Consider the following 25,335-nt stretch of genomic DNA (forward strand, 5'->3'; position numbering starts at 1 on the left):
TAATGAATTTTCACCATTTAAATATTCTTTAACAACTTTCAGCTTAAAACTGTAGGTATAATTACGTGTCAAAAAAGCACCTCCAAAACTTGATTTACACGTCCAAGTTTTGTAAGGCACTTCACTTATGGCACACTCCCTGTCTTAATTAATTTTTTAACCATATCCAGTAACTGGAACTAACTTCTTAGATATTATTTTCCTGATCTAGCATCTTCTTAATAACTGGAACCTGGCCCAAAGTCGTCACTTCATCTTTTGACATAACCACTAAGTTAGTCTTTGATTGTGCTAATTCGGTAAATGCATGAATACTTTGATCCTTGAAATAATTTTCATTGACAGCTGTCAAGCTTTCTTGAATTTTATTGATGCGATAATTCTCTGCATCAGCCTGTGTCCTAGTTGCCTGAGCTTGTGCCTGCGCAGTTTCAACAAGCGCACGGTTACGAGCATCAGTTGTCAACTTGATGTTTTGTGCCTCACCTTGGGCACGTGCAATTGTCGCGATTCGTTCACGATCGGCAGTCAATTGTTTATCCATTGCTTCTTGGATAGAAGTCGATGGTGTCAGCTCATCAATATTTACTCGGTCAACATTAATTCCATAGACATTGGTTAAGTCTCCAATTGCAGCAGCCAAATCCGCATTGATCTTGGAAGTCGAACCCAGCGCATCTGTCAATTCAAGGCGTCCAATAATATCACGCAGGTGTCCTCTTACTAACTGAGCCATTGATTCAACTGAATCTGTATTTTCATAAACGTACTTTTTAGCATCTGTAACATGATAGTTCAAGGTAACACTCGCTTGAATATCTGCATTATCCTTTGTGATTACAGAATACTGTGATAACTGCAACGGACGCATTGCCAAGTTAACTGTCTGGATCCTTTGAAAAATAGGAATATAAAAGTGTAATCCTGCATCGACGCTGTGACTATACTTTCCCAATGTTTCCACAAGACCTTGACAATTTTGATTTACAATCTTTATTCCGAACATTTGAATTCCCCCATACTCGTAATTTAATGTACCATTGGGCGTAGTGTCAAAATATTCCCATTAGCCTCAATTACGATATAATTTATTTTCGAATCGAATTCCAGATTACTTTCAATCAAGTAACGATAATAGATTCCGTTTACTTGCACAAGTCCATTGTCTGGATCAATTTGTCTGTTCTCTACAACTTGCCCGATAAATTGGCGCTTTTCTAACGAAACGGCCGCCTGCTCCTTACCATTTAAAAAATCTTCAATAATTGTCTGCAGCAGGCTATTCACACTGCGATTTTGTTCCTTTGCTTTTGCTTCAAGTCTACTTTTTAGTTCTTTGGGTAACCTCAACAAAAAAGTCGCTATATCATCCATTGGACTCACCTCACAATCTTTTCATCTATCGATAACACTATGATATCATACTAATATCATAAAGCAATAAATATTTTTATTTTTTTGTGATATTTATAAAATGACCATACTTTATTGGTTCATTCAACTTCAAATTCAACGAAACGACAGCCTTAGGACGCTTACCAGCTTGACTAATCATCTGTTCCTTTACAGAATCCAAAGCAGCCTGAGCCTTCCCTAAATAATAGAATTTTTTCCCTTCGGCATCACTCTTCTTAAGAAATAGTTGAATTTGCACCTTAAAATCACCATTGTGGTCTCGCTCTAATAGCTGCTGAACTTCTTTTGAATCAATATGTCGTGGACTTCTGGTATACCATTTGATTAAACCAGTATTGAAGAATTCATTTTCATAGCGTGCACTACGATTCTTTGTTGGATCATCTTTTTCATATGTGATAAAGATTGGGCAAGCATCTCTTCCTACACGATAGCCATACATTGGAGCACTCACATCTTTGCTCCAATTCAAGAGTCGACAGACATCTTTGCGAGAATATTTTTGATAATATGCGAAAGGTTGCTTGGCATTAAAATTATTTGCTTTATACAATCCAGTTGCGATAACATCCATAAACATACGCTTAAAGTCACTTATTCCTTGTAAACTAGCATTAATCACAGAATTAAACCCGTACTTTCCATTTGAATGCTCTACAATAGCTTGCTTCCCGTATTTCTCAGCCTTATTTTCTCTCCCAGATTTGATATCAAAAAAGTGCAGGCTCAAAATGTCATCAACCGATTGCAATACAGCAGCATCTAAATAACAATTATTTTGTTGCAAGGCTTCTGTAAAGTCCTTATCTGTTACCTCTTTTTCCAGTAACAGCCTTAATAGTAAAAGTTCATGTCTTCTCATCCCATTTACCAATTCCTTAGTTGCAAAACTCAATACTTTTGCTTCATACTCGGTTAACTTGACTTGCTCTTTCATCTTAATTAAAAAGCTCGCGTAACTATCAAGTTGATTATTCTCAGCAAAGACTTCAGCATCAATTCCACCGTATTTTTGAAAATCCAGTAATAAGGGAATTCTGCCTAGTCTTTGTTTGAGTTCCTGATAATCTGCACGCAAAGTTGCAAAAGCATCTAACTTCGCAACCTGAATCGCCTCATATATCCGCTGTCTCGCAACTTCAGTAAAGTTAATTGTTGATAATCCTAGAATTGGCTGCATTGTTAAATCTGCACGTGCGCTATCCTTACTGCGTGAGATATCTCCTGTCAGCGCTGTGGGAATTAAATAATTATTCTTATAGTTTCCGATGAAATCAATAATTGTTAAGAACTCTTTACCGATATACTTACGTAACCCTCGACCCAACTGCTGAATAAAAACAATGCTTGATTGCGTATTCCTAAGCATCACAACTTGATTCAAACATGGAATGTCAATTCCCTCGTTGAAGATATCTACCGTCACGATATATTCGATTTGACCATGCTCAAGCTGGGTAACTACTTGGTTACGCCGCGCAATTGAATCACTCCCATCTAGACTAATTGCTGGGTGCCCATTCTTCGCCAAAAGCTGGGCAATCTCCTTTGATTCAAGCACATTACTGCAAAAAATAAGTCCATGAACTCGTTTGCCTGAATATCCATAGTACTCAAGTTGTTTTAGCACGTAACTAACACGTTCCTTTGCAACTAATAATCTTAGTGGAGACTTATCATCAATCAACTTGCCATCATACTCATAATCTTGCAGTCCCACATAATGAAATGGCGTCAGCATCTGTTCTTCCAAAGCATCTTGGAGCCGAATCTCATAGGCAATATTGTAATCAAATAGTTGATAAATGCTGAAATCATCTGTTCTCTCAGGTGTCGCTGTCATCCCTAAACAAAAAGCTGGGGTAAAATAATCCAAGATGCGGCGATATGTCTCAGACCCACTTCGGTGCGCCTCGTCAATCAAGAGATAATCAAATTGATTTGGTGCAAATCGCTTTAAGACATCTGTCTTGGAGAGTGTCTGCAAAGTCGCAAATAAGTACTTGGCTTGTCTTTCATTCCGATTCCCAGATAAGATTCCATAGTCACTATCTTTTCCACCTAAAACACGTTTAAAACTATCCAGTGCCTTTTGTAGAATTTGTTCACGGTGAACTACAAATAACATCTTATTTGGATTAACTTGCTTTACATCAAGCGCAGCTAAAAATGTTTTCCCCGTCCCTGTTGCGGAGATTACCAAACCTCTTCTTTCATTTGTTGCACGCAATTTTGCTAATTCAATTAGCGCTTCTGTCTGCATCTTATTAGGAACAATTGGTGCTTTTTCTTTGACTTCAACCGAATTAATTATCGTTCGTTTTTGCTGGGTATCATTATAGACATGCCGATATTCTTCAATCCATTGATTAGTGAGCTCGACTGCTTGTTGCCACTCAATATCCAGCTGATTCATAATCTGCTTGGTCACTGCACCATCCTTGAGTGCCGAAAAATGCAAATTCCATTCAACGTTGTGCAATAATGCTGCACGCGTCAAATTTGAGCTACCGATAATCATCGAATAATAGTCGTTATGTTCAAAAAGGTAGCCTTTAGCATGGAAGCCTTCTTGCGTAACAATTCTAACCGTAATATTTGGAATCTTAAGTAGTTCCTCAAAGACCTTCGGCTGATTAAATGCCAAATAATTCGAAGTCAGAATTCTTCCTGAGATTCCCTTAACTGCTAAGTCAGCTAACACGACTTTCAAAGGCGTTAGTGCATCTTCGGTAATAAATGCCAGTGCAAAAGAAAAACTCCGACAAGTCTGTAATTCATACCGGAGATGTTCCCACATCGTATCATTCGGTTGATTGCTTACCAGCTGTGGCAATAATTCGCTAGTAGCCCCAGGTTGACTATCATCCAAGAATCCAACTGTTGCTGCCAGCAAAAGATTCTGCTTAATATCTTCATTATTCATCAAATTCCACCTTATTTAAATCCCACTTGCTTAATTTCGCGAGTACCTTCTGATTTGCTGGCAACCACTTCTTATTTTCTAACTGCTGAATTGGCAACCATCCGTATTCCTCATAAATCTTTGGTTCGCCCTCTTTGCTTTCTAGTCGTGCAAAATAAAAATACAGTTTTACATCCCCAAATTGATAATGGTATGCATACTCTGGGACTACCATTGAACCAATAGTAATTTCTGCTCCAATTTCTTCCATTACTTCCCGTTTAAGTGCTTCTTTTATTCCTTCATCTTTTTCAATCTTGCCACCTGGAAATTCCCAGTAGCCAGCTAATTTCTTAGATTTTCTTTTACCTACAAAAATCTGTTTCTTCCGATTTAAGATTACAGCACATACAATTTCTATCTTCATTTATTCCCACCCTAGCTCTTGCTAACTCCATATTTAATTACAGCTATTCTTCCTATATTCTAATTTTTTATTGCATAATAAGCTAGACAAACAGATAGACTGTGTCCTAGAATTAAAAACAGAAGCTATACACATATGGTACGTTTTTAAGTAAAGTTTGAAGTTATTAGCTGAAGAATCTTGGTCTATGAAATCTATATAACATCAATGAGGAGGAAAACCAGTGTCTATTTTTAAGAATATTATGAGTTGGGTATGGCCTATCTTAATCGGCTTATTACTTGCTTTTTTTGTTAAGACTTTCCTATTCAGCTCTGCCAATGTTGTTGGCGATTCTATGGCTCCCAATCTGCAGGCTGGGGAACGTGTCATCATGTTAAAAGCCGCAAAAATCAAACGGAATTCAATCATTATTTTCAATGCTTACGGTGTTGATACTCAGGAACCTAATGTTACTCCTAAAACGAAATATATTAAGCGTATAATTGGGCTGCCCGGTGATAAAATCGAGTATCAGAATAATGGCAAGTTGTATGTAAACAACAAACTAGTCTCACAATCATATATTACCAAAAAGCAACAATCTAGCGGAACACTGACACTTTCGACTGCCTTATCACCTGCTTCAGGAGTAACCTTGGGTACAAATAAAAGCTTTACCGTTCCAAAAGGTAAGTATTTTGTTCTCGGTGATAATCGCAAAATCTCAAACGATAGCCGCTATTATGGCTTTGTCCCAAAAGCAAAAATTTTGGGTGTAGTAAAAGCCTTTATTTGGAATAAACACCATAAGTTAATCAATTCTTTCAATAGTAATTAACCAACTAAGATTTCTTGTAGTCAGCCATTAATTGTGCATAGTATCTTTTTTTATTCTGTAAAAAGTCAATGTGTGTCTGAATTTTCTGTTGCTGTGCATGCAATATTTGTTCTTGTTGTTCCAAGATACTTATTCTTTCCTTAACTGTTTCATCTCCTTGTTCTCGTAGCTTAGAGTATTCAATAATTTTTGCAAGTGGCATTCCGGTTGCCTTTGCGCGACTAATAAATTCAATCCATCGCAAGTCTTTATCCGTAAAAACACGGTAGTTATTACCATTGCGTGCAGGTTTCAGAAGACCTAAGTCCTCATAATAGCGTAGTGTTGGAATTGAAAGTCTAGTTATACTTGAAATTTCAGAGATCTTATATGTTTTAATCATCTTATAACTTCCTTTTAAAAATTCTACTTGCTATCAAGTTAACTTGATAGTTTATAGTGATTTTATCACATAGAAGGAGGAATTATTTTGGATAAATACGAAAATGGATTACAGATACGCGAGGAAGTTATTGGACGAAAAGCAAGCCAGTTAGTAACGGACAGCCTAGCAGACATTGCTCCTATCTTAAACCAAAAAACACTTCTGGCTTTTGATGAAGCAAAAACCCGAGGTATCTTAGACATGAAGCAGCGCGAAATGATTACAATTACTACATTACTGACACAAGGTGATACATCCAGTCAGCTTCGCATTCATATTCAAGGAGCTTTAAATGTCGAAATGACACGTGCTGAGATAATCGAAACTTTCGTTCATTGCTTACCTTATGTTGGTTTTCCGAGAGTACTAAATGCAATTTCAGTTGCCAAAGAGGTTTTTAATAAAGATTAAAAAAGTGATAAAAGACTGAACCAAAGTGAAACACCCCATAATATCTAGATCTCAAAAAATCTAATTATTATGGGGTGTTTTTTATGATCAAATATATAAATAAATTTAAAGTTTATGCTATTTTTTGAACTTCAAATAGACCTTTAGATTATGAAAATGTTACTACTAATGGACTAGATTGAAATGATTCAATTAAAGCCGAGTGAATAGTTAACTTGATAATAACATTATTCTTGAGATCTTCGGATAGCTCTTTTATCTCTGGGTGCACAGCGATTTCGGTAAGCATTTCATTGCCTCCAATAATCTCTGGCTTAATATTATTTGAGCTAATTCTTATTCCTGTTTTCTCATCAAACCAAGTTGTGATTGCTGCGGCTTCATTTTGAATAATATTCCTAACACGGTTTGTCTTACTATCAGTCATGATATAGAAGATATTATCCTCTGTTCTTGACTGCTTAAAAGTAATGACACTTGAAGTTACTCTATTATTTTCGGAAACCGTGGATAAAACAATGATATTATCCAATTTACTCAAAGCATTATTAAATTCACTATTACTTTTGGGATTTCCATCCTTGCTAAATTTTTTACGCTGTTTAAGAACTGTCAGTATAGTTAAGGGGATTACTAAAATAATATAACCTACCACAGATAAGGCAAGTGATTGTGCGAAGTATCCTTTAATACCAAAGTAAGAAACCACCGACATTGCCATGAAAATTGTCAGTAAGAATATTAAAAACAGCTGTATAAATCTTTTGGCGTACATCTTACATCACCTTCCATTTTTAATTGGACTCAAGTTCATCAGAATTAAATATAGAAAACATCGAAGTATCTTTGTCTATTTTAACATCAATTATGTTCAACACATTAATTGTATTTAAACAAAGACTCATTCCTTGCCTAATGGTGAAAATTTCGCCCCTACCCCTGTTAAAGTTCGCAAACTACCTGCCAATAAAATAACCATAAACATTGATTGACCATGTGCCAATAATACTCCACCAAACCATGAACCAACAGGAATTGAAGCGTAAGAAACCATCCGCGTAACCGAAACAACTCTTCCCAAAATCTGTTTTGGAACTGTCCTTTGCCTTAAAGTAAAATAAGTAATAACATTAATTGTCCCAAAAAAACTGATGATGCCTAAAACCACACCAATATAAAAATAGTTAGTACTTACTAATAAGAGCAAAGTGCTCAAACCAGCCAAAATAGTGCTAGATGATAATAAAACACCTGTCTTAAAATGATTAACAATCTTGCTTCCACCAAAACCAGCAATCAATGATCCAGCTCCTCCTATCGACATCGCTAAAGTTGCCTCAAAAAGTGGATAATTCAATAACTTAGTCATGTAGTAAATAAAATTTGCTTCAAACATATTCAATGCAAAGTTAGTAAAAAAAAACATAACTGAACCACTAAAAATTACTTTTTCCCGCAAGCTATAACTAGCTCCCTCAATGACATCAACGGTCAACTTCTTAATTGCAAAATTAATCTGAACTTCTTTATTCTTGTCTCTTGGAAGCTGTACCAATATCACTACGGTTAACAAAAAAGAAAATAAATCAATCCATAAGGCATTGTAGTCACCTAGCAATGTTACCAGTGATCCGCCCACTAATGGTCCCATGATTGATAATGTGTTATCAATTGTTTGAATAGTCGCATTAGCTTCAGCAAATTTTTTATCTTCCACTATTTCTGGAATGATGCTCTGGAAGCTTGGATGGATCAACGGGTCAATGGAAGATAAAATAAAAACTGCTACATATAATAAACTAAAGTTAATTTCTTTCTCCATTAAGGTGAACAACAATAAAGGCACAACCAGTGCAGCAAAGAGATTTCCAATAATCAGAATCTTCTTTTTAGCATAATTATCAGCAAAACTACCACCCAATAATGAGAAAACTATCCACGGAATAAATGAAATACCAAAAACAGTGGCAGCATGATAAGCCGAACCTGTTTTGGAAAGAATAATAATTGGTAATGCTAAGCGATACAGCCAATCACCAATTGATGAGATTAAAAAGGCCATACAAAGATAACTAAAATTACGATTTTTTATAAACAAAATATTTACCCCTTAAATAATTAATAATTGCTTTTATAGTACAAGAAGCTTAAAATGAAAAATAAAAAAGTTGCATATAGGTTAAAAAACATGAAAATAGGCCAAATATTCAAGTATTTTAGACGAACAAAACACATTACTCTCAAAGAGGCCAGCCAAGGAATTGTTTCTATTCCTTTTTTATCACGTTTTGAAAATGGATTAACGGATATTTCTTTCAGTCATTTACTAGAATTGCTGAACAGAATTAATGTCCAATTGTCAGAATTTGAATTTCTTTATCAACAAAAAAATCCGACTAAAAATGACTTATTACCCGCTTTTCAGCAAGCATATCAAGCTGGAAATATTGATATGCTAAAAAAATATTTATCTGAATGGCAAGAAAAACAAGGCATGTTCGCTAACTTACAGACCATTCAACTAAAAATGATGTTGGTAACCTTGGGTGAAGGCGAACTCACAAAAAAGGAAATTACAATCTTGGTAACCTATTTTCAGAAAATTGATAATTGGACTTTCTTTGAGCTCTATTTATTTGGCCACGCTCTTTCATTTCTAGAATTGCCAATCATGCTTAATTTATTCAATGAGTTGCAAAAAAAAGAAATTATCTATGACGATTTCCGCCACGATAATTTCTCAATTCTTTTTTATATCTATAATAATGTTATTTTGCATTTACTAGCCAACAATTACTTTAACCAAGCGCATACATTGGTCAACCACCTAGAAAATCATTTTTGTGCCCGTGATAAAGATTACTACCATAAAACACGACTCTTTAATTTAAAAGGACTGACATTGTATTTACTAGGACAAAAAGAAGCTGGTCTTAAATTGCTAAAAAAAGCTAATCTGATTACCTACTTAACAAATCACGAGGTAAATTTTCTAAAGAATGAAAAAATATACCTTGCAAAGTATCTAACTGTACAAGAATTAACTGACGTTTTTGATTTCTCGCAGATTTCTTATCTAAAGGAGTAGTCGCTACTTGTTCATCTGAAATAAGATCTCTCTCAAAGCCGTATTTAGTGCCTCACTAATTTGCTGTGGATTTTTAGGTAATCTATCCTTAAAAATGGTATCTAGGAGTACACAAAATCCACCAATTGAGTAGATAATTGCGTAATAATATTGATTATCTGCCCTTTTTTGTCTCCATGGAACTCTGATGTTCAAAAGCGTAGCCGCAATCGTTGAAATATGACGAGTTAGTAGTGGAACAAGTAAATTATGGCGGGCTAGCATCACTACTCTCTGACGATGTGGCCAAAGAAAGTTGATAAAACATTTAGAAATATCTTCTGGTTTCATTGGTACACCCGATAAATACTCCTGATAACTATGTAAATATTTTGCTAACATTTCATCCAAAATGGATGTCTTGCTACCAAAATACCGGTAATAGGTTCTGCGTGAATATCCCGATTCCAGAGTTAACTGCTTGATTGTAATATCTTCGAATTGTTCATGCTCAAGTAAACAAAATAGTGCCTCGACAAATGCGTTCTTTGATTGCTCAATCATCTTATCTCTAGTCATGGCACAATCTCCCCTTTTTTATGGCACATACGTTACTTGTATTTATTATGCATGAAAATCATAATACACTACAAGTATAGGAGGTTATCAAAATGACAATCTGGTCTTCGTACTGGTTATTACCATTATTATTTATGTTCCACGATTTTGAAGAATTAGTTTTTGTACCCCACTGGCTGCAAAGAAATGACCCAACTATTTATGGCCGTACATTATTTGGTGGAGTAAATCGCTCGGATATCTTGTCCGCTGGAATTTGGGAAGAGTTCTGTATTTACTTAGCACTCTCTGTCATCGCTTACTGGTTCAATTATCCGCTATTAATAGTTGCTGCTACACTCCCTTATTTCTTTCATCTCATAATGCACATCGGCTTTTCACTGATTAAGCATGCTTATGTCCCTGGCGTTGTAACAGCTCTTATTGAAATTCCTGTGACTATTGCCTATTTACTTATCTTAACTAAACTGACATACTCACCATTTTGGCAATGGCTGCTTATTATTTTCATGATGTTTGTTTTCTTCATAGGTAATCTTAAACTTATTCATTGGCTAATGGCCAAAGTGAATTTGTAAAAAATACCAAGTACCTATCATAATGGGAGTGCTTCATGCAATTCGTTCGGCTAATTCTTTCTGTGATACATTATTTACATCTTTCAATATAATTACAAACATTTTATTTTATCACATCCAAGTTCATCTAAACTATCTTGTCCGGGAAATCTCCACCTAAAAGATTTCTACAAATAGTATTCTTACTATGCAAAGTAGTTCAGTGACATCCAGATTGGTATGCAATGATTCCTAATATCTGTAATCAAGATGTTTAGGAATCATTTTTTCATAAACCGCACTTTAGCAATTTCAGTCTATTTATCATTAAAGAAGTTATCTATTCAAACCATCTCCTAAAAAGCATATAATTAGCCTAAATATTTATCACTTAGGGAGATGTATAAATAATGATTATCCACCGAGCTTTCAAAGACACGGATGCCGTTGAAGTTGCTAATTTGGTCAAAAAAACTATGTTGACTACCAATATTAAAGACTATTCCAAGGAATACTTGGAAAATGATTTGAAAAAATTGACAGCTTTAGACTTTATTGAAAAGGCTAAATATTTTCATTGCTACGTATTTTCAGATAATACTGCTGAAAATAAAATTATCGGTGTAGGTTCAATTGGAGCTTACTGGGGTAAAAAAGATGAAAGTAGTTTCTTCAATATTTTCGTATTGCCGGAATATCAAGGCAAAGGAATTGGCAGACAAATTATTCAAACATTGGAACAAGATACATTCTTTAAAAGAGCTAGAAGAATTGAAGTTCCAGCTTCAATTACAGGACTAAAATTCTATCAAAAAATGGGTTATTCCTTTAAAAACGGCATTGATATAATTGATGATGAAGGCCTCTATCGACTTGAAAAATTTAATCGGACTGAATAAGTTAAATACTACTTCTATTTTTGTTATAACAATTGTTCAACAAGACCTACCAATTTTAAATCAAATTTAAGGAGAGGTTCAATTATGGATATTAAAATACTTGATTCAAATGATTTTTTATCTTTCAAAAGAATTAGACTGTTTGCTTTGAAAAATGATCCTATGGCTTTTGGCTCTAGCTATGAAGAAGAATCGCAAAAGACTGATAGTTACTTTAAAAACAAAATTAAACAAGAAAAAAATAAATTTACAATTGGTTTTTTTGAATCAGGTCAGCTAGTCAATATCGCTTCTTTTACACAACAAAATAATTTAAAGGAGCAGCATAAGGGTGAAATTACCTCTGTTTATTGCTTGAACAATTATAGAAATCAGGGACTTACTAAAAAAGTACTCACTATTTTATTGGATAAAGCATTCTTAATCCCAGAATTAAAAGTTTTAAAAATTACTGTTTTATCTGAAAATAAACCAGCAAAAAAGTTATACAGCAGTCTTGGTTTTAAAAAATATGGTCGAGAGCCTTATTCATTATTTGACGGTGAAAAGTACTATGATGAGGACTTAATGTACCTAAATTATGAAGCCTTTATAACCCAACAAAATATCATTACTAGTGTAAAATAACTATCATTCTATCGAATTAAAATTTAAGCATAAATTGTTACACGACAACACTCCGAATGAATGCAATATCCTAAGATTCATTTCAGTGTAGCCTAATTGTATTTTAAATTAAAAATACTGGAGTCAGGAAAAATGGATAAATTAATAAGCACCATTATTACGCAAATTTGTTATACAACTTTGGTATACGGACGAATAAATAAAAAATTATATCTCAACTTATCAAACAGTGAAATCAAAGATTTGATAAGTACAACAATATTAAACGCTACTAATATTGAACATATCAGAAAAAATTACTATGTTTATAATTATCCAGCCAACATCAGAATTACAGTTAATGCACATAACTTTCGGGTTATCACAGCTGATAAGTTGGACAAATAACTGAATAAACATTTAGTTCGTTTAGTAGCACCAACAAAAAAGGACCTGATACCAGTTAATTACCAGAATCAGATCCTAACAATTTAAACTTTCTACTTAACTGCTCCACTGACTACCCCAGAAATGATATATCGCTGGAAAAAGATATACATCAATAACACTGGAGCAAGAACTAAGACGTAAGAAGCAAATGCTAGGTTATAGTTAGTTGAAAATTGTCCTTGAAAAACATACTGTGCTAACTGTAAGGTTTGATCTTTCGGATTACTCAACAATACTAGGGGCATCAAAAAGTCATTCCAAGTCCACATAAATGATAAAATAGCCACTGTCGCGTGCATTGGTTTCATCAGTGGGAAAATAACTTTAAAAAATACTTGCAAAGGTGTTGCACCATCTATAACTGCAGCTTCTTCAAGTGCAGTTGGTATTTGTTTAATAAAGCCTGAATAGAGAAAGGTGTTCATTGGAAGTCCGAAAACAATATATAAAAATGTAATCCCAAAGACATTGTCCATATGAAAGGCACTAACTTCTTTAACTAATGGAAGCATTATTACATTGAAAGGAATAAACATTGCACTAATGAAATAATAGTACAAGACATTAAAGAACTTACTTTTTTTACGATTTCTTGTAATTGCATATGCTGCCATTGAGTTAGTTAAAATTGTAAAAACAATATTTACAATTGTAATGAAGAAAGTGTTTAAAAACATTCGCGAATAATCTGTCATTTTCCATGCTTCAGAGAAGTTGCTCCATTGAATATGTTTTGGCAATGATAAAACATTACCCATATCACTCGGATTTTTCAATGAAATTACTAGTGCCATATAAAGTGGACCTAGAATAACAAATATCGCTATTACCATTAAAATAGCAGTTAAGGTGTAATTAGGTTTATTTAAGCGTTTCTTCATTAATGTTTTTTTCATTGCAACCTCTCCTCGCGTTTATTCAAAATATTCAATTGCAATAATGAAATCGCTGCAACAATAATGAATAAAACTACCGCATTAGCAGATTGAATTGCAAACTGTGAACTTTGGAAACCTTGTGTGTAGATTAAGACTGAGATTGATGTTGTACTATTTCCGGGACCACCTGAAGTCATTGCCATAATCTGATCAAATACCATTAAATAACCTTTAACGGACAGAACCAAATTAATTGTAAAGAATGGGGCAATCAACGGAAAAGTAATTTTCCAAAAGCGTTTCCATGGAGTTGTTCCATCAATTAAGGCTGCTTCATAGATTTCATCATCAACTGATTGCAATCCCGAAAGATAAATTAAGATATTAAAAGCCATTCCTTGCCAAATAGTTACGATTAAAATACCAACCCAAGCATGGTCAGTTCCCAAAATATTAGTACTAATACTCGACCAATCAAGTGCTTTCCCAAAATTAGGAATCATTGTGCCAAAAATAAAATTGAAAATAAAACCGACAATTAACATCCCCATCATATAAGGAAGAAAGTAAAGTGCTCTTAAAACTTTCTTATATTTAATATTTGCATTTAGCCCCACTGCCAGTGCTAGTGAAATAGCATTAACAAAAATGGTAGCAAATAGTGCAAACTTAAAGGTAAACCAATATGCCTGGCTAATTTGGCTGTTCGAAAACATATAAAGGTAATTCCTTAATCCAACAAAATGCCAACCACCATAACCTGGCCAATCAGTAAAGCTGTAAAATACACCACGTAAAAAAGGTACCGTATGAAAGATAAAAAATAAAATTGCCAGTGGCAGAACCATCAAGTAAGGTGTAATATCACGTTTTTTCTTTAACCTTTCCATAAAATCATTCCTTAATGTTTGCAGAATTAAATGCTTTGTCTGCATTTTCTAATGATTGCGTTATGTTCTTTGAAGCACTCATGCCGGACTTAGCATTAACGCCAGTTTGAGTTAAAACTTTTGTTAAATCTAAAGCACTTGGATAGTAATGATCTGGATAGTTGACAACCTGTCCTTTTTCCAACTGTGAACTAATTCCAGAGACAAGTTTGCTATTTTGTGTAACACCCTTAATGGCTGAAAAAGCAAATTGTTCTTTAGTATATTGCTTAGCATTCCCATTTTCCATTAAAAATTTAACAAATTTTTCAGCGGCTTTAGCATGTTCTGTCTTGTTAGAAATTGCAAGTGCTACATCTACTCCAGAAGTTACTTTATTTTGAGCGGCTTTTTCATTAACAGGTAACATAAACATTCCTAAATCTGCATTCTTGTTTAACTGTGTAATTCCCGGAATAACAAAATTACCATTAACCATCATTGCCGCCTTGTCTTTAGCAAATGCAGCAACACCATCGTTATAAGAAGTTCCAGTATAGTCGTTTTGACCATAATTTAATAATTCCAAATATTTAGCCATGACTTGTTTATGAGTTTTGGCAAAAGTAGTTTTGTTATCCAACCTTTTATTAATCCAATTTTTTGAAATCATATTGGCTGACAATTGGTTAAATACTGCTAAAGTAGTCCAACTATCTTTAAAGGTAAATTCAATCGGTGTAATATTCTTAGATTTGAGAATTTTACAATCATTGATAAATTCACTCCAAGTTGTCGGTGTTTCCGTAATACCAGCTTGAGCAAAAAGTTTTTTATTATAAATAACCCCCGAAGCATTTATTGCGTAAGGAACAGCATATAATTTGTTACCGGAATACAGCGAAGTAATCATTTTCCGATAAACTGGTTGTGTTTTGCTAACATAAGATTGCCTACTTAAATCTTTCAAGACATGTGCTTTTTCTAGTTGTAAAAAGTTGGCATCCCCACCAACAGCCATCACATCAGGAATAGAATTCTTGGATAAGTAACTTTTCAAAACGGTTCCTGCATTAGACGGAGAAGATAACTTGACACTAATATTTGGATTTTGCTTTTCAAATTTACTAATCAGTTTTTTGTAGGTTGAAGCGTTTTCGGTTTTAGTTGAAAAAAATTGCAAAGTTGTTTTTCCATTTGATGAACTTGATGAACTACAACCAGTAAGAAGTAAACTGGCAGCTGCGATTCCAATAACCCCTGATAGAATATATTTGAATTTTTCCTTAAACATATTTGATTACCCTCTTTTTTCTTTTGTTGTCTGACCTAACTCCAAGCTAAAATTCAGTAACTGACTTTTCATTACTTTCCCGTCATTAATACATGCAATCAACTCTGAGCAACTTTGAATACCCATTTGAAAAAAAGGTTGTTTAATTGTTGTCAAAGTTGGAGATACCATTTTGGCTAAACTTGTCCCATCATAACCAGTAATCGAAAGTTCCTTAGGAATTATAATATTGTTCGCAGCAGCCTCAGAAATTGCACCTAAAGCACACTCGTCACTAACACAGCAAATACAACTAATATCAATTGCGTCCTTCAAATAGTTTCGAACAGCTTTTCTACCAGAAGTGAAATCAAAAACCCCAGTTTGAATCCATTCATCCTGAAATTTAATTCCAGCATCAATCAAGGCTTTTTTATACCCTGCAAAACGCGGTTGTCCCGCAACTTTATCTTGTAAATTAGGCCCTGCTAATCCAATCCTTCGGTGTCCAATACTAATTAAATAATTCGTAATTGCATACATTGCTGAATAATCGTCAACCTTGATATAGGGTAAATCTGAATCTGGGACCATAGTCGAAACCAAAATAGTTTTAATATCATTTTTTTCTAAATATGCCGTTTCTACTTGGCTCAACTGGCTTGAAATTATTATCAGTCCATCCACTTTGAACTCATTCATTCTAATGATTTTCTGCAAAATATACTTACTAGCCGATCCAGTATGTGAAATAATAACATCAAAATTCAATTGTTCAGCAACTTCTTCAATTCCATCAATAATCGGATTAGAGAAGCTTGTTGGCACCGTAGGCATAATTACGCCTATAGTTTGGCTTCTTTTCCTAACAAGTGAACGAGCTAATGAATTTTTTGTATAATTCAGCTCTTTTGAAACCGCTTTCACTTTTTGGTAAGTAACCTCTGAATATCCTCCTAAGTCATTTATAACCCTTGAAACTGTCGCAATTGATACTCCTGCTGCTTTTGCAATATCTTTAATGGTGGCCATCCAATCACCTAAACTTTCATTCAGCGTAAACGTTTACGTCAATAAAATAACATTACACTAAAAAATTGTCAAGCATTTTAAATAAATACTTTTTATTTTTTGAAATCGCTTGCAAAAAAATAAATGGCGCTTATAATTCTAATTATTAATAAGCTTGGAACGTTCCAAGTTAATATTTTGGAGGTAATATATATGCAAGCAAAGTGGTGGCAAAAAGCAGTTGTGTATCAAGTCTATCCTCGGAGTTTTCAAGATAGCAATCATGATGGTATTGGAGATTTGCAAGGAATTATTCAGCGTCTGCCTTACATCAAAAAACTTGGGGTTGATGTAATCTGGCTCAATCCTGTTTATAAAACTTCTAACATTGATGGTGGATATGATATTTCTGACTATCAAGTAATTAATCCTGATTTTGGTGATTTATCCGACTTTCAGCAATTAATTACTACAGCTCACAAAATGGACTTAAAAATTATTATGGACTTAGTTGTTAATCATAGTTCTTCTGAACATCATTGGTTCCAAGAATCCAAAAAAAGCAAATCAAATCCTTATCGCGATTACTACATCTGGAGAGATCCCGTTGATGGGCACGAACCTAACAACTGGGGCTCATTCTTTTCTGGACCTGCATGGACATTTGATTCCGCTACAGGTCAGTATTATTTACATTTATTTGCAAAGGAACAGCCAGATTTAAACTGGGCAAATCCGCAAGTTCGTACATCAGTTTTTGATATGATGAATTGGTGGGCCTTACAAGGAATTGATGGCTTTCGCATGGATGTAATTTCAATGTTGTCAAAACCAACAGATTTGCCCGATGGTCCTAAGACACCCGGAGCTTTATATGGTGATGGTGGAGCCTTAGTTGCTAATGGCAAACATGAACATGAGTATCTTCAAGAAATGAATCAAGAAGTTTTAAGCAAATATAATTGGTTAACTGTTGGCGAAACTGCGGGAGTAACAATTGACGAGGCACAAAAATACGCTGATTTAAAAGGTTCTGAATTGAATATGGTTTTTCAGTTTGAACATATGGGGCTTGATGGCAATTCTGATCCTCGGCTTGGAAAATGGAGTGACCAGAAAACTTCATTAACAGTTTTACGAGATAATCTGGCGAAGTGGCAAACTGCACTAGCAAATAAAGCGTGGAACAGTTTATTTTGGAATAATCATGATCAGCCACGAGTTGTTTCTCGATTTGGAAATGATAGCGAAGAATATCGTGTCTTATCTGCAAAAATGCTTGCTGCAATGTTACATGGTATGCAAGGAACACCCTATATCTATCAAGGCGAAGAAATTGGGATGATTAATACCAACTTCAAATCTCTTGACGAAGTGGTTGACGTAGAAGCTCGTAATGCTTATCATGAGTTAGTTGAAAAAGAGAAAGTGGTTTCCTCAAAAAAGTTACTACATTATTTTTCACAAAGGTCTCGCGATAACGCTCGAACCCCAATGCCATGGAATAATTCTGCACATGCAGGTTTTACTTCCACTCAACCTTGGATGGCATTGAATCCCAATTATTCACAAATTAACGTTGCTGCTGCTCTTTCAGATAAAAACTCAGTCTTTTATTTTTATCAGAAATTAATCAAGATGCGATATGAGTTGGCAGTAATTACTGATGGGGATTTTAAATTAGTTGCTGGAAACAACAGTGACCCAGATGTTTTTGCTTATACCCGAAATAACGCGGACCAACATTTACTTGTTATTTGCAACTATACTCAAAAACAATTAACTCGTCATTATGAATTACCGGCTCAGGCAAGATTGATTGTTCAAAATTACTCAGAAATAGTTGCTGATCAATTGCGACCGTATGAGACTAAAATTTATTTATGGTAGGTTAGTCGTATGACAAATATTAATGATGTTGCTCATTTAGCTGGAGTTTCACGTGGTTCAGTCTCAAATTATCTGAATGGTGCTAAAATGCGAGAAGTGACCTTCAGGAAGATTGCCCAAGCAATTGCTGAACTAGACTATTTGCCAAACGGCACTGCGCAAGCTCTTAAAAAAAAGCAAACTAGATATGCTGTATTAATTTTACCCGAAATTAATACTCCTTTTTTTGCAGACTTAACTGAAAAAATTCAAGCTGAATTTCGAAAAAAAGACTTTTCGTTAATATTGTGTACCTCAAGCAATCAATCTACTTTAGAAATTAAATATTTAGAAATGGCTCAAGTCCAAAAAGTCGCTGGGATTATCACAATGTCTTATTCAGATATTCGCCCTTGGTTAAATGCCAATATTCCGCTTGTAACTCTAGAGCATAGTCTAACGGAGCAGATACCCTTAGTAACTTCCGATAATTATACTGGGGGGCGTATTGCCTCTCAAAAATTACGGGCTTTAGGGGTAAAAAAGCCTTTGTTTTTGGGAACTAAACCTATTGAAAATTCTTCTTGGGAAAGACGACAAGGGTTCATTGATGATTGTGAGTTTCATCAATATACTGCGCAGCAAGTGCTTTTATCCTCTAATAACTCTTTAGCTATGTTAAAAAACTTTATTGCTGAGAACTTTTCTCCCTCCAAAAATAATTTTGACGGTATTTTTGCAGAAAGCGATGCGCTTGCCTACTCTTGTTGGCATATTTTACAGCAAAAAAACATTCTAATTCCTGCACAAGTCCAAATTATTGGATTTGATGGTGCTCCTTGTTATGGAAATCAACCTTTGTTACTCTCATCAATTAAACAGTCAACTGTTCTGTTAGCTAAAGTCGCTGTTGAAAATTTGTTTAGCTTAATCGAACATAGTCCAGTTCCCAACAAAAAGGTACTCCCCGTTTCTTTTGTTGAGGGTATTACAACCAAAGAACCCTTATAATATATTAATTCAGTTAAATAGATATATATGTAGTTTTTAATTAGGGCTGAGTCGAAGTTAATTTTGATTCAGTCCTCTATTTATCACGAATAAATATGTTATATAAGTAAAAAACCTCTTTGAATTTATTGTTTTCAAAGAAGGTTTTTAGTTTGTTCTCTTAATATTTACTACAAAATTGCAAGTTCTGTTTTGATATCAAAGAAATGAGCCTTATTTAAATCAAATCCCATGTCAACCGTTTCTCCAGGTTTCATATAATCACGAGCATCAACTTTTGAAACAAACTCTGTCTGTCCAACCTTACTATAAAGCATTGACTCCGCACCTAATAGTTCGGAAACAATAACCTCAGCATGAATTTTAGCCTGTGGGAAAGTTTCAATAAATGTTCCTTCGGTATGAATATCTTCTGGCCGAACACCCAAGGTCATTTTGCTACCTTCATACCCCTTATCTTTCAATACCTTGTATACCCCTTCCGGAACACCTAAATTTAAGTTATCTTGTTCATCAATCACAAAACCGTCTTTCAAAATTACATTAAAGAAGTTCATCGAAGGTGAGCCGATAAAACTAGCTACAAAACGATTATAAGGTTTATAATAAACCTCTTGCGGTGTCCCTACCTGTTGAATTTTACCATCACGCATGATAACAATGCGGTCAGCCATGGTCATTGCTTCCGTCTGATCATGTGTAACGTAGATTGTGGTTGTGTTTAAGCGGCGGTGCAGTTTCGCAATCTCAGATCTCATTGATACCCGCAGCTTTGCATCTAAGTTAGATAACGGTTCATCCATTAAGAAGATTGGTGCATCACGAACAATTGCCCGACCTAAAGCCACCCGCTGTCGCTGACCGCCAGATAACGCAGCGGGTTTTCTTGCTAAAAACTCTGTTAATCCTAAAATGTTAGCAGAATCTTTAACGCGCTTATCAATATCTTCTTTACGATATTTTCTGAGTTTCAACCCAAAAGCCATGTTATCATAGACTGTCATATGTGGATATAATGCATAGTTCTGAAAAACCATTGCGATATCACGATCTTTAGGTGCCCAATCATTAACTACTTTTTCATTAATCAACAATTTACCTTTCGTGATATCCTCCAATCCAGCAATCATTCTTAGGGTTGTTGATTTCCCACATCCGGATGGTCCAACAAAAACAATAAATTCGCGATCCTTAATATCTAAATTAAAATCAGTAACAGCGTAAGAGTCTTTTTCAGCATTATCATATTCCTTGTAAATATGTTCTAATTTAAGTTCCGTCATAATTTCACCTTTCCTTTTCCACTTATTTCTATTATTATTTTACTGTAAGCGTTTACTCGAAGACAGCTTGAACTGCACAAAATTATTAGTGCAAAATTGTGCATTCTGCCAAAAGTAAAATCAGATGGCAATGTGACACAAGTCGGGAAAATTTGAGTACTAACTCGAAATTACGAACATAGCGAGTACTTTGCTATGAGTAATTCGAAGTTAAACGGAGAATTTTGACTTATGGAACACATTTATCCGGAATAATTAGCGAAGCTGGGTCAAAATTCAACTTTTGGCACAGCCCCCATACTAAAATATTGATATAATTGGAGGATGAATTATGGAACTAACAGAACTTTTGCACCTCTATCCACAAACCTTTATTACTACTGAACAATTATTAACTGATAAATATCTAATTTTCCCCCTAGAAAAGTACTTTGTTAACTTTTTTAGGGATAGTTTATCTCAAACGGAAAGACATCTGCTCGAGACTCTTTTTCGACAAGGTCAAATTACTTTAAATTCAATATCGCCAATTAATGATCCTTGGAGAGCTTACTTAACAAGTCCCGGTACTACGATGCCTGAAACTGATAAATTAGTTCGCCAAATTTCATTTCACTTAGAATTTAAAACAACCGACTTTAAAATTTCCGATTGGTTAACTGCTTTGTCCCAAATATTACCAAATAATTATTTGACAGCTTACTCTTTGAATGAATCAACTGGAATTTTAATTGAAAGCTGCACGAGTCAAAGTTCATCTTTAAGTGAATTAGATGGTATCAGGCAAATGCTAGACGAAGATTTTTCTACTAAATCACACATGTTCATCGGAAACTTCTGGGAACCTTTGGGTGATCTCAAGAGGATTCTCCAGGCCGAAGAGCAAGTATTTGAAAGCGAATGGTCATATTTCCACGGACAAACTTTTAAATTACAACATGTCTTATTTCATTGTTTATATTGTCAAGCTCTACCAACTCAGCTAGTTGATGCCTACTATAAGTATCTTCTAAATTACCCAGAAGTAATTGAAGTCATTCCACAACTTTATCGCCAACAAGGTAATGTTAGTTTGGCTGCCAAAAAACTCTATTTACATCGAAATACTATTCAATATCGAATTGAAAAGTTTTACCATGAAACTAGAATTTCCCTCAAACAAATGGATGACTTAGTTTTCTGTTACTTTTTGTTGACTGCACATTCAAATAATTAATTCTTCTATAATTTACAATAATTATCCAACCAGCAGTTCTTCTTCAAAGTTAATTAAATACTACCTTTATTTTGTTATAATACTTGACTAATAGGGCTTTTCTATTTTAAATCAGGTTAAGTAAACATCAGAATCACAGTTAATACACATAACTTTTCTATTCTATCAGCTGTGATAACCCAAAAGTTATGCACAACAATAATTACTTTAAGGAGCATTTTAAAATGACAATTATCTTTGACAAAGCCCGTGAACAAGACTTACAGCAAATCATGGAAATCGAAAATTCTGGCTTTTCTAAAGCTGAAGCTGCAACTAAAGAAAGTATGTTAGAAAGAATTAAAATAATTCCCGATACTTTCATTGTGGCTTACGATGAAAAGCAGCAGCCACTAGGTTATATTGTGGGCCCGGCATCAACCAAACGCTATCTTTCAGATGAACTCTTTGAAAAATCTACTCCAAATTCCCCACTAGCTCCCTACCAAACAATTCTTAGCTTAGCCGTAGCACCAAATAAACAAAAAATGGGACTCGCGGGACGGTTATTAGCACAATTAGCCACAGTAGCTAAAAATCAAGGACGTCACTTAATAACACTGACTTGCCTAGAAGAATTAGTCCCTTTTTACGAAAAATACGGTTATCGAGTTGACGGAGTTTCTGACTCTAAACATGCTGGCGAAATTTGGTATAACATGACCCGTTTATTTTAAGATAGATAAAGGGCGTGTGACATAAATCAAAAAAATTTAAGTAATAACTCAACATTATGAACATAGCGAGTACTTTGCTATGAGTAATTCGAAGTTAGATGGAATAAATAGTGATGTTGGAACAAAATTTAACTTTTGGTCACCCCTATCTATTCTCAATAATTGATTTTAAATAATAAATTTCTTTTTCTGCCGCCTGTTGCAGTGAATACCTAGGATAAAATCCTTGTTCTCTTATTTGCAAGTCGTTCCACACGCGAGTTGTTGCAAAGGTCTTATATTCATAGGATTGCATATTCTGTTTATCAGTTGTCTCCGGAATATGCTTATAATTTGTTTTTTGCCCCATGATATTATCCATCGTATTTTTCACTTGTATCCACGTTGCATCAAAGCCTTTTACTAAATAAATGCCCGCAAGCTTTTTTTCACCTATTAATGTCATAGCTTGCCCAATATCACGTGTATCAATAAATGAAGTTCTAGCAGCACCTCGGCCAACAATCGGAAATTCTCCTGTTTGATTAAGCTCAAACATCTTGGCAAAGAAAGAATGTTCCCCACGCTCTCCAATGGTACTTGCTGGGCGAACAATCGTAGTCACCATTTTCTTCGTTTTCCCAGCATTTATAACTACTTTTTCACGTTCTTGTTGAAGAATTTGTGTTGGTGTTTTTATAAGTGGCTGGTAGTCTTCATCAATAATTCCTTCTTTTTCAAAACCATAAATAGTAATAGAACTTAATTGAACAAAATGATGGACTCCCTCATTCAATGCAACGTCAACTAACACCTTTGTTAAAGAAATCTCTATAGCATTTCCTCCATTTTTAGACAGTGCTTTGGTTGATGCTGTACAATTATAAACAATATCTTGGCTTTTCATTGCAGCACTTATTTGCGATAAATCATTATAATTGACTCGTACAACATGTATTCCTTGTTCTTCTAGAAAAGAGGCGTTACTTGTTGGGCGGACAACGGCTGTCACATTATGTTTAGCCTGAAATAAAGAACTGACAACATGACTTCCAATAAAACCACTAGCTCCGAATACAACTACTTTCATCTTTTAACCACTCCATTCGTTATTTATTAACTATCTTAAATGAAGTAGTATAGATAATATAGTACTGACTTTTCTTATATGTACTAACAAAAACTAAAGTATTGGGGGTAATTTTATGACTATTGATCAACCAGAATATCCATGCCCAATTGAGAAAACTATCCACACAGTTGGCGGAAAATGGACTTTTTTAATTTTAAGGAATATGTTCCAAGGCGAAAAACGCTTTAATCAATTACAAAGAAATTTGGATAGTATCAGTCCTCGTACACTATCTTCTCGTCTAAAAGAACTAGAGAATGCTCATATTATTACTCGCCGTGTCTTCCCAGAAACACCACCACATGTTGAGTATAGTCTGACCGCAAAGGGTGAAGATTTACGCCCGATTTTTGAAGCAATGCAAACTTGGGGAAATAAATGGGAGATTATGAAACATAAATTATAAAGCTTTTGTAATATATATCAAAAAAGAGTAAGCAGATAAGTTTGCCTACTCTTTTTTGATGACATTTCTTAATAAAGAATATCTATGATTTTAATTGCTTAATATTTAAAAGCTTATTAATTTTTATTCGTTAAAAAGCCTATCTCATTTAAACAATGGTGTTGCATTTTGTCTCAAAACAACATTTAATTTTTCTATATTCCTTCGTCCCTCGTTCTCCAACCATTGTTCTCCAGCCTTTTCTCCCTTTCGAGCAAAAGGCTCAATTGCTCCTCTCCACGTTGCTCTTCCACACAATACGCCATTAAACTTTGATCCAGCTTTCGCAGCAAAATTCAAAGTTTCTTGAAACAATTCTGCGCTGACACCCGCACTCAGAAAAATAAACGGAACTCCTTTAGCTGCTTCTGTTTGTTTTTTAAAATAAAAAGCCGCTTCTTCCGCAGTATACACGGAGTTGTCTACATCGTTAAAACCAGCTACGAATTTCATATTTACAGGAACTTCAACTTTTAATACGTCCACTTGGTAACGTTCATCAGCAAATTCTTTTACCATTTCAATAACTTTATGTGGCTTAAGTTGAGCATAATCACGCCCTTGAGTATCATTAACATTTGCATCATATGACATCAACTCCAGGAAAAAGGGTAACCCAACGTTAGCACTCTCAGCACCAATACGTTCGATAAAAGCTTGCTTCTTGCGATTAATTTTTTCATCTTCATCAATGTCATAATATAACATAAATTTAATCGCATCAGCGCCAGCCTTTTTCAACCGCAGTGCCGACCAATCTGCTAATATATCTGGCATTCTACCACGCGTATTTACATCATACCCTGTTTTTTCGTAAGCCATAAGTAATCCAGAATTGGCTGATCTCATCTTCGAGGCTGACAATCCATACTCAGGATCAAGTAAAATGGCTGATGCATAAGGTGTTAATTTTCTTGAAACTAAGTTCTTAAATTCAATTACATCTGTCTCATTATTTTTTCCTCCTGCTGCAATCGCTAACATTTTTTTTAAAGAACCGCGTTGATCAATTGCTAAAGCAGAAATTACTCCATCACCATTAATTATTTTTTTTAAATACAACTTTTTTGTTTCATTCATCTTCATTCCTCC

27 protein-coding genes are annotated in these 25,335 nt (G+C 34.6%); 12 read left to right on the top strand and 15 right to left on the bottom strand.

Annotation, left to right across the window (positions count from 1 at the left end; translation table 11 throughout):
* Window positions 1-187: 187 nt before the first annotated feature.
* The 4 genes from FFX44_RS08125 to FFX44_RS08140 all read right to left on the bottom strand — a co-directional run bounded on the left by FFX44_RS08125 (window position 188) and on the right by FFX44_RS08140 (window position 4,748).
* Window positions 188-1,006, bottom strand: a complete 819-nt coding sequence (locus FFX44_RS08125; RefSeq protein WP_289979853.1) for an SPFH domain-containing protein — start codon at window positions 1,004-1,006, stop codon at window positions 188-190.
* A gap of 23 nt (window positions 1,007-1,029) precedes the next feature.
* Entirely contained in the window at window positions 1,030-1,374 is a 345-nt protein-coding gene (locus FFX44_RS08130) for an Arc family DNA-binding protein (RefSeq protein WP_289979854.1), read from the bottom strand.
* Window positions 1,375-1,450: 76 nt separating this feature from the next.
* On the bottom strand, window positions 1,451-4,342 hold the full coding sequence (locus FFX44_RS08135) for a DEAD/DEAH box helicase (protein ID WP_289979855.1): 2,892 nt from the start codon (window positions 4,340-4,342) through the stop codon (window positions 1,451-1,453).
* Entirely contained in the window at window positions 4,335-4,748 is a 414-nt protein-coding gene (locus tag FFX44_RS08140) for a (deoxy)nucleoside triphosphate pyrophosphohydrolase (protein ID WP_289979857.1), read from the bottom strand. The genes FFX44_RS08135 and FFX44_RS08140 overlap by 8 nt, the downstream gene beginning before the upstream one ends.
* Window positions 4,749-4,971: 223 nt before the next feature.
* Between FFX44_RS08140 and lepB the strand changes: the two genes are divergently transcribed.
* Window positions 4,972-5,568, top strand: a complete 597-nt coding sequence (gene lepB / locus FFX44_RS08145) for a signal peptidase I (RefSeq protein ID WP_289979858.1) — start codon at window positions 4,972-4,974, stop codon at window positions 5,566-5,568.
* Window positions 5,569-5,572: 4 nt separating this feature from the next.
* Here lepB and FFX44_RS08150 read toward each other — a convergent pair whose 3' ends face one another.
* Window positions 5,573-5,950, bottom strand: a complete 378-nt coding sequence (locus tag FFX44_RS08150) for a MerR family transcriptional regulator (protein ID WP_289979860.1) — start codon at window positions 5,948-5,950, stop codon at window positions 5,573-5,575.
* A gap of 87 nt (window positions 5,951-6,037) precedes the next feature.
* Here FFX44_RS08150 and FFX44_RS08155 point away from each other — a divergent pair, with 87 nt between their 5' ends.
* A complete protein-coding gene (locus FFX44_RS08155) occupies window positions 6,038-6,403 on the top strand; it encodes a carboxymuconolactone decarboxylase family protein (protein ID WP_289979861.1) in 366 nt (121 codons plus the stop codon).
* Window positions 6,404-6,551: 148 nt separating this feature from the next.
* Here the strand turns inward: FFX44_RS08155 and FFX44_RS08160 are convergent, their stop codons facing one another.
* A complete protein-coding gene (locus tag FFX44_RS08160) occupies window positions 6,552-7,178 on the bottom strand; it encodes a pyridoxamine 5'-phosphate oxidase family protein (RefSeq protein WP_289979862.1) in 627 nt (208 codons plus the stop codon).
* 126 nt (window positions 7,179-7,304) lie between these two features.
* Window positions 7,305-8,501 carry an MFS transporter gene (locus FFX44_RS08165; protein ID WP_289979864.1) on the bottom strand — a complete coding sequence of 399 codons (1,197 nt, stop codon included), beginning with the start codon at window positions 8,499-8,501 and terminating at the stop codon, window positions 7,305-7,307.
* A 54-nt stretch (window positions 8,502-8,555) separates the two neighbouring features.
* Here FFX44_RS08165 and FFX44_RS08170 point away from each other — a divergent pair, with 54 nt between their 5' ends.
* The gene (locus FFX44_RS08170; protein ID WP_289979866.1) at window positions 8,556-9,491 is read left to right on the top strand and encodes an Rgg/GadR/MutR family transcriptional regulator; all 936 of its coding nucleotides are present in this window, start codon (window positions 8,556-8,558) and stop codon (window positions 9,489-9,491) included.
* 3 nt (window positions 9,492-9,494) lie between these two features.
* On the opposite strand, the gene FFX44_RS08175 is transcribed toward FFX44_RS08170, so the two are convergent.
* On the bottom strand, window positions 9,495-10,049 hold the full coding sequence (locus tag FFX44_RS08175; RefSeq protein WP_289979867.1) for a TetR/AcrR family transcriptional regulator: 555 nt from the start codon (window positions 10,047-10,049) through the stop codon (window positions 9,495-9,497).
* Window positions 10,050-10,141: 92 nt separating this feature from the next.
* Between FFX44_RS08175 and FFX44_RS08180 the strand changes: the two genes are divergently transcribed.
* The 4 genes from FFX44_RS08180 to FFX44_RS08195 all read left to right on the top strand — a co-directional run bounded on the left by FFX44_RS08180 (window position 10,142) and on the right by FFX44_RS08195 (window position 12,519).
* Entirely contained in the window at window positions 10,142-10,627 is a 486-nt protein-coding gene (locus FFX44_RS08180; RefSeq protein WP_289979869.1) for an HXXEE domain-containing protein, read from the top strand.
* Between the two features lie 389 nt (window positions 10,628-11,016).
* The gene (locus FFX44_RS08185; RefSeq protein WP_289979871.1) at window positions 11,017-11,505 is read left to right on the top strand and encodes a GNAT family N-acetyltransferase; all 489 of its coding nucleotides are present in this window, start codon (window positions 11,017-11,019) and stop codon (window positions 11,503-11,505) included.
* 84 nt (window positions 11,506-11,589) lie between these two features.
* Complete coding sequence (locus tag FFX44_RS08190; RefSeq protein WP_289979872.1) at window positions 11,590-12,132, top strand: GNAT family protein; 543 nt, start codon at window positions 11,590-11,592, stop codon at window positions 12,130-12,132.
* A 132-nt stretch (window positions 12,133-12,264) separates the two neighbouring features.
* A complete protein-coding gene (locus FFX44_RS08195) occupies window positions 12,265-12,519 on the top strand; it encodes a DUF3781 domain-containing protein (RefSeq protein ID WP_289979874.1) in 255 nt (84 codons plus the stop codon).
* A gap of 92 nt (window positions 12,520-12,611) precedes the next feature.
* On the opposite strand, the gene FFX44_RS08200 is transcribed toward FFX44_RS08195, so the two are convergent.
* Genes FFX44_RS08200 through FFX44_RS08215 form a run of 4 tightly spaced genes read right to left on the bottom strand, consistent with a single transcriptional unit; the run spans window position 12,612 to window position 16,613 of the window.
* Window positions 12,612-13,457 carry a carbohydrate ABC transporter permease gene (locus FFX44_RS08200; protein WP_289979876.1) on the bottom strand — a complete coding sequence of 282 codons (846 nt, stop codon included), beginning with the start codon at window positions 13,455-13,457 and terminating at the stop codon, window positions 12,612-12,614.
* The gene (locus FFX44_RS08205) at window positions 13,454-14,329 is read right to left on the bottom strand and encodes a sugar ABC transporter permease (RefSeq protein WP_289979878.1); all 876 of its coding nucleotides are present in this window, start codon (window positions 14,327-14,329) and stop codon (window positions 13,454-13,456) included. Before FFX44_RS08205 ends, FFX44_RS08200 begins: the two co-directional genes overlap by 4 nt.
* 4 nt (window positions 14,330-14,333) lie before the next feature.
* Complete coding sequence (locus FFX44_RS08210; protein WP_289979879.1) at window positions 14,334-15,602, bottom strand: extracellular solute-binding protein; 1,269 nt, start codon at window positions 15,600-15,602, stop codon at window positions 14,334-14,336.
* Between the two features lie 6 nt (window positions 15,603-15,608).
* A complete protein-coding gene (locus tag FFX44_RS08215; protein WP_289979881.1) occupies window positions 15,609-16,613 on the bottom strand; it encodes a LacI family DNA-binding transcriptional regulator in 1,005 nt (334 codons plus the stop codon).
* A gap of 192 nt (window positions 16,614-16,805) precedes the next feature.
* Between FFX44_RS08215 and FFX44_RS08220 the strand changes: the two genes are divergently transcribed.
* Window positions 16,806-18,482 carry an alpha-glucosidase gene (locus FFX44_RS08220; protein ID WP_289979882.1) on the top strand — a complete coding sequence of 559 codons (1,677 nt, stop codon included), beginning with the start codon at window positions 16,806-16,808 and terminating at the stop codon, window positions 18,480-18,482.
* Between the two features lie 9 nt (window positions 18,483-18,491).
* Window positions 18,492-19,472, top strand: coding sequence for a LacI family DNA-binding transcriptional regulator (locus tag FFX44_RS08225; protein ID WP_289979886.1), 981 nt, complete (start codon window positions 18,492-18,494; stop codon window positions 19,470-19,472).
* Window positions 19,473-19,642: 170 nt separating this feature from the next.
* On the opposite strand, the gene FFX44_RS08230 is transcribed toward FFX44_RS08225, so the two are convergent.
* The gene (locus tag FFX44_RS08230; protein WP_289979889.1) at window positions 19,643-20,755 is read right to left on the bottom strand and encodes an ABC transporter ATP-binding protein; all 1,113 of its coding nucleotides are present in this window, start codon (window positions 20,753-20,755) and stop codon (window positions 19,643-19,645) included.
* A gap of 331 nt (window positions 20,756-21,086) precedes the next feature.
* Here FFX44_RS08230 and FFX44_RS08235 point away from each other — a divergent pair, with 331 nt between their 5' ends.
* Complete coding sequence (locus FFX44_RS08235) at window positions 21,087-21,971, top strand: helix-turn-helix domain-containing protein (RefSeq protein WP_289979890.1); 885 nt, start codon at window positions 21,087-21,089, stop codon at window positions 21,969-21,971.
* A 224-nt stretch (window positions 21,972-22,195) separates the two neighbouring features.
* Window positions 22,196-22,687: a GNAT family N-acetyltransferase gene (locus FFX44_RS08240; protein ID WP_289979892.1), complete on the top strand. Its 492-nt coding sequence runs from the start codon at window positions 22,196-22,198 to the stop codon at window positions 22,685-22,687.
* Window positions 22,688-22,832: 145 nt separating this feature from the next.
* Here the strand turns inward: FFX44_RS08240 and FFX44_RS08245 are convergent, their stop codons facing one another.
* Window positions 22,833-23,756 (bottom strand): NAD-dependent epimerase/dehydratase family protein, encoded by a 924-nt coding sequence (locus FFX44_RS08245; protein WP_289979894.1) that lies wholly within the window; start codon window positions 23,754-23,756, stop codon window positions 22,833-22,835.
* A 115-nt stretch (window positions 23,757-23,871) separates the two neighbouring features.
* Between FFX44_RS08245 and FFX44_RS08250 the strand changes: the two genes are divergently transcribed.
* Entirely contained in the window at window positions 23,872-24,204 is a 333-nt protein-coding gene (locus FFX44_RS08250; protein ID WP_289979897.1) for a helix-turn-helix domain-containing protein, read from the top strand.
* 144 nt (window positions 24,205-24,348) lie between these two features.
* On the opposite strand, the gene FFX44_RS08255 is transcribed toward FFX44_RS08250, so the two are convergent.
* A complete protein-coding gene (locus tag FFX44_RS08255) occupies window positions 24,349-25,323 on the bottom strand; it encodes a tagatose 1,6-diphosphate aldolase (protein WP_289979899.1) in 975 nt (324 codons plus the stop codon).
* Window positions 25,324-25,335 lie beyond the last annotated feature (12 nt).

Origin of the sequence: Lactobacillus sp. UCMA15818 (assembly GCF_030400225.1) — a bacterium.
GTDB lineage: Bacteria > Bacillota > Bacilli > Lactobacillales > Lactobacillaceae > Liquorilactobacillus.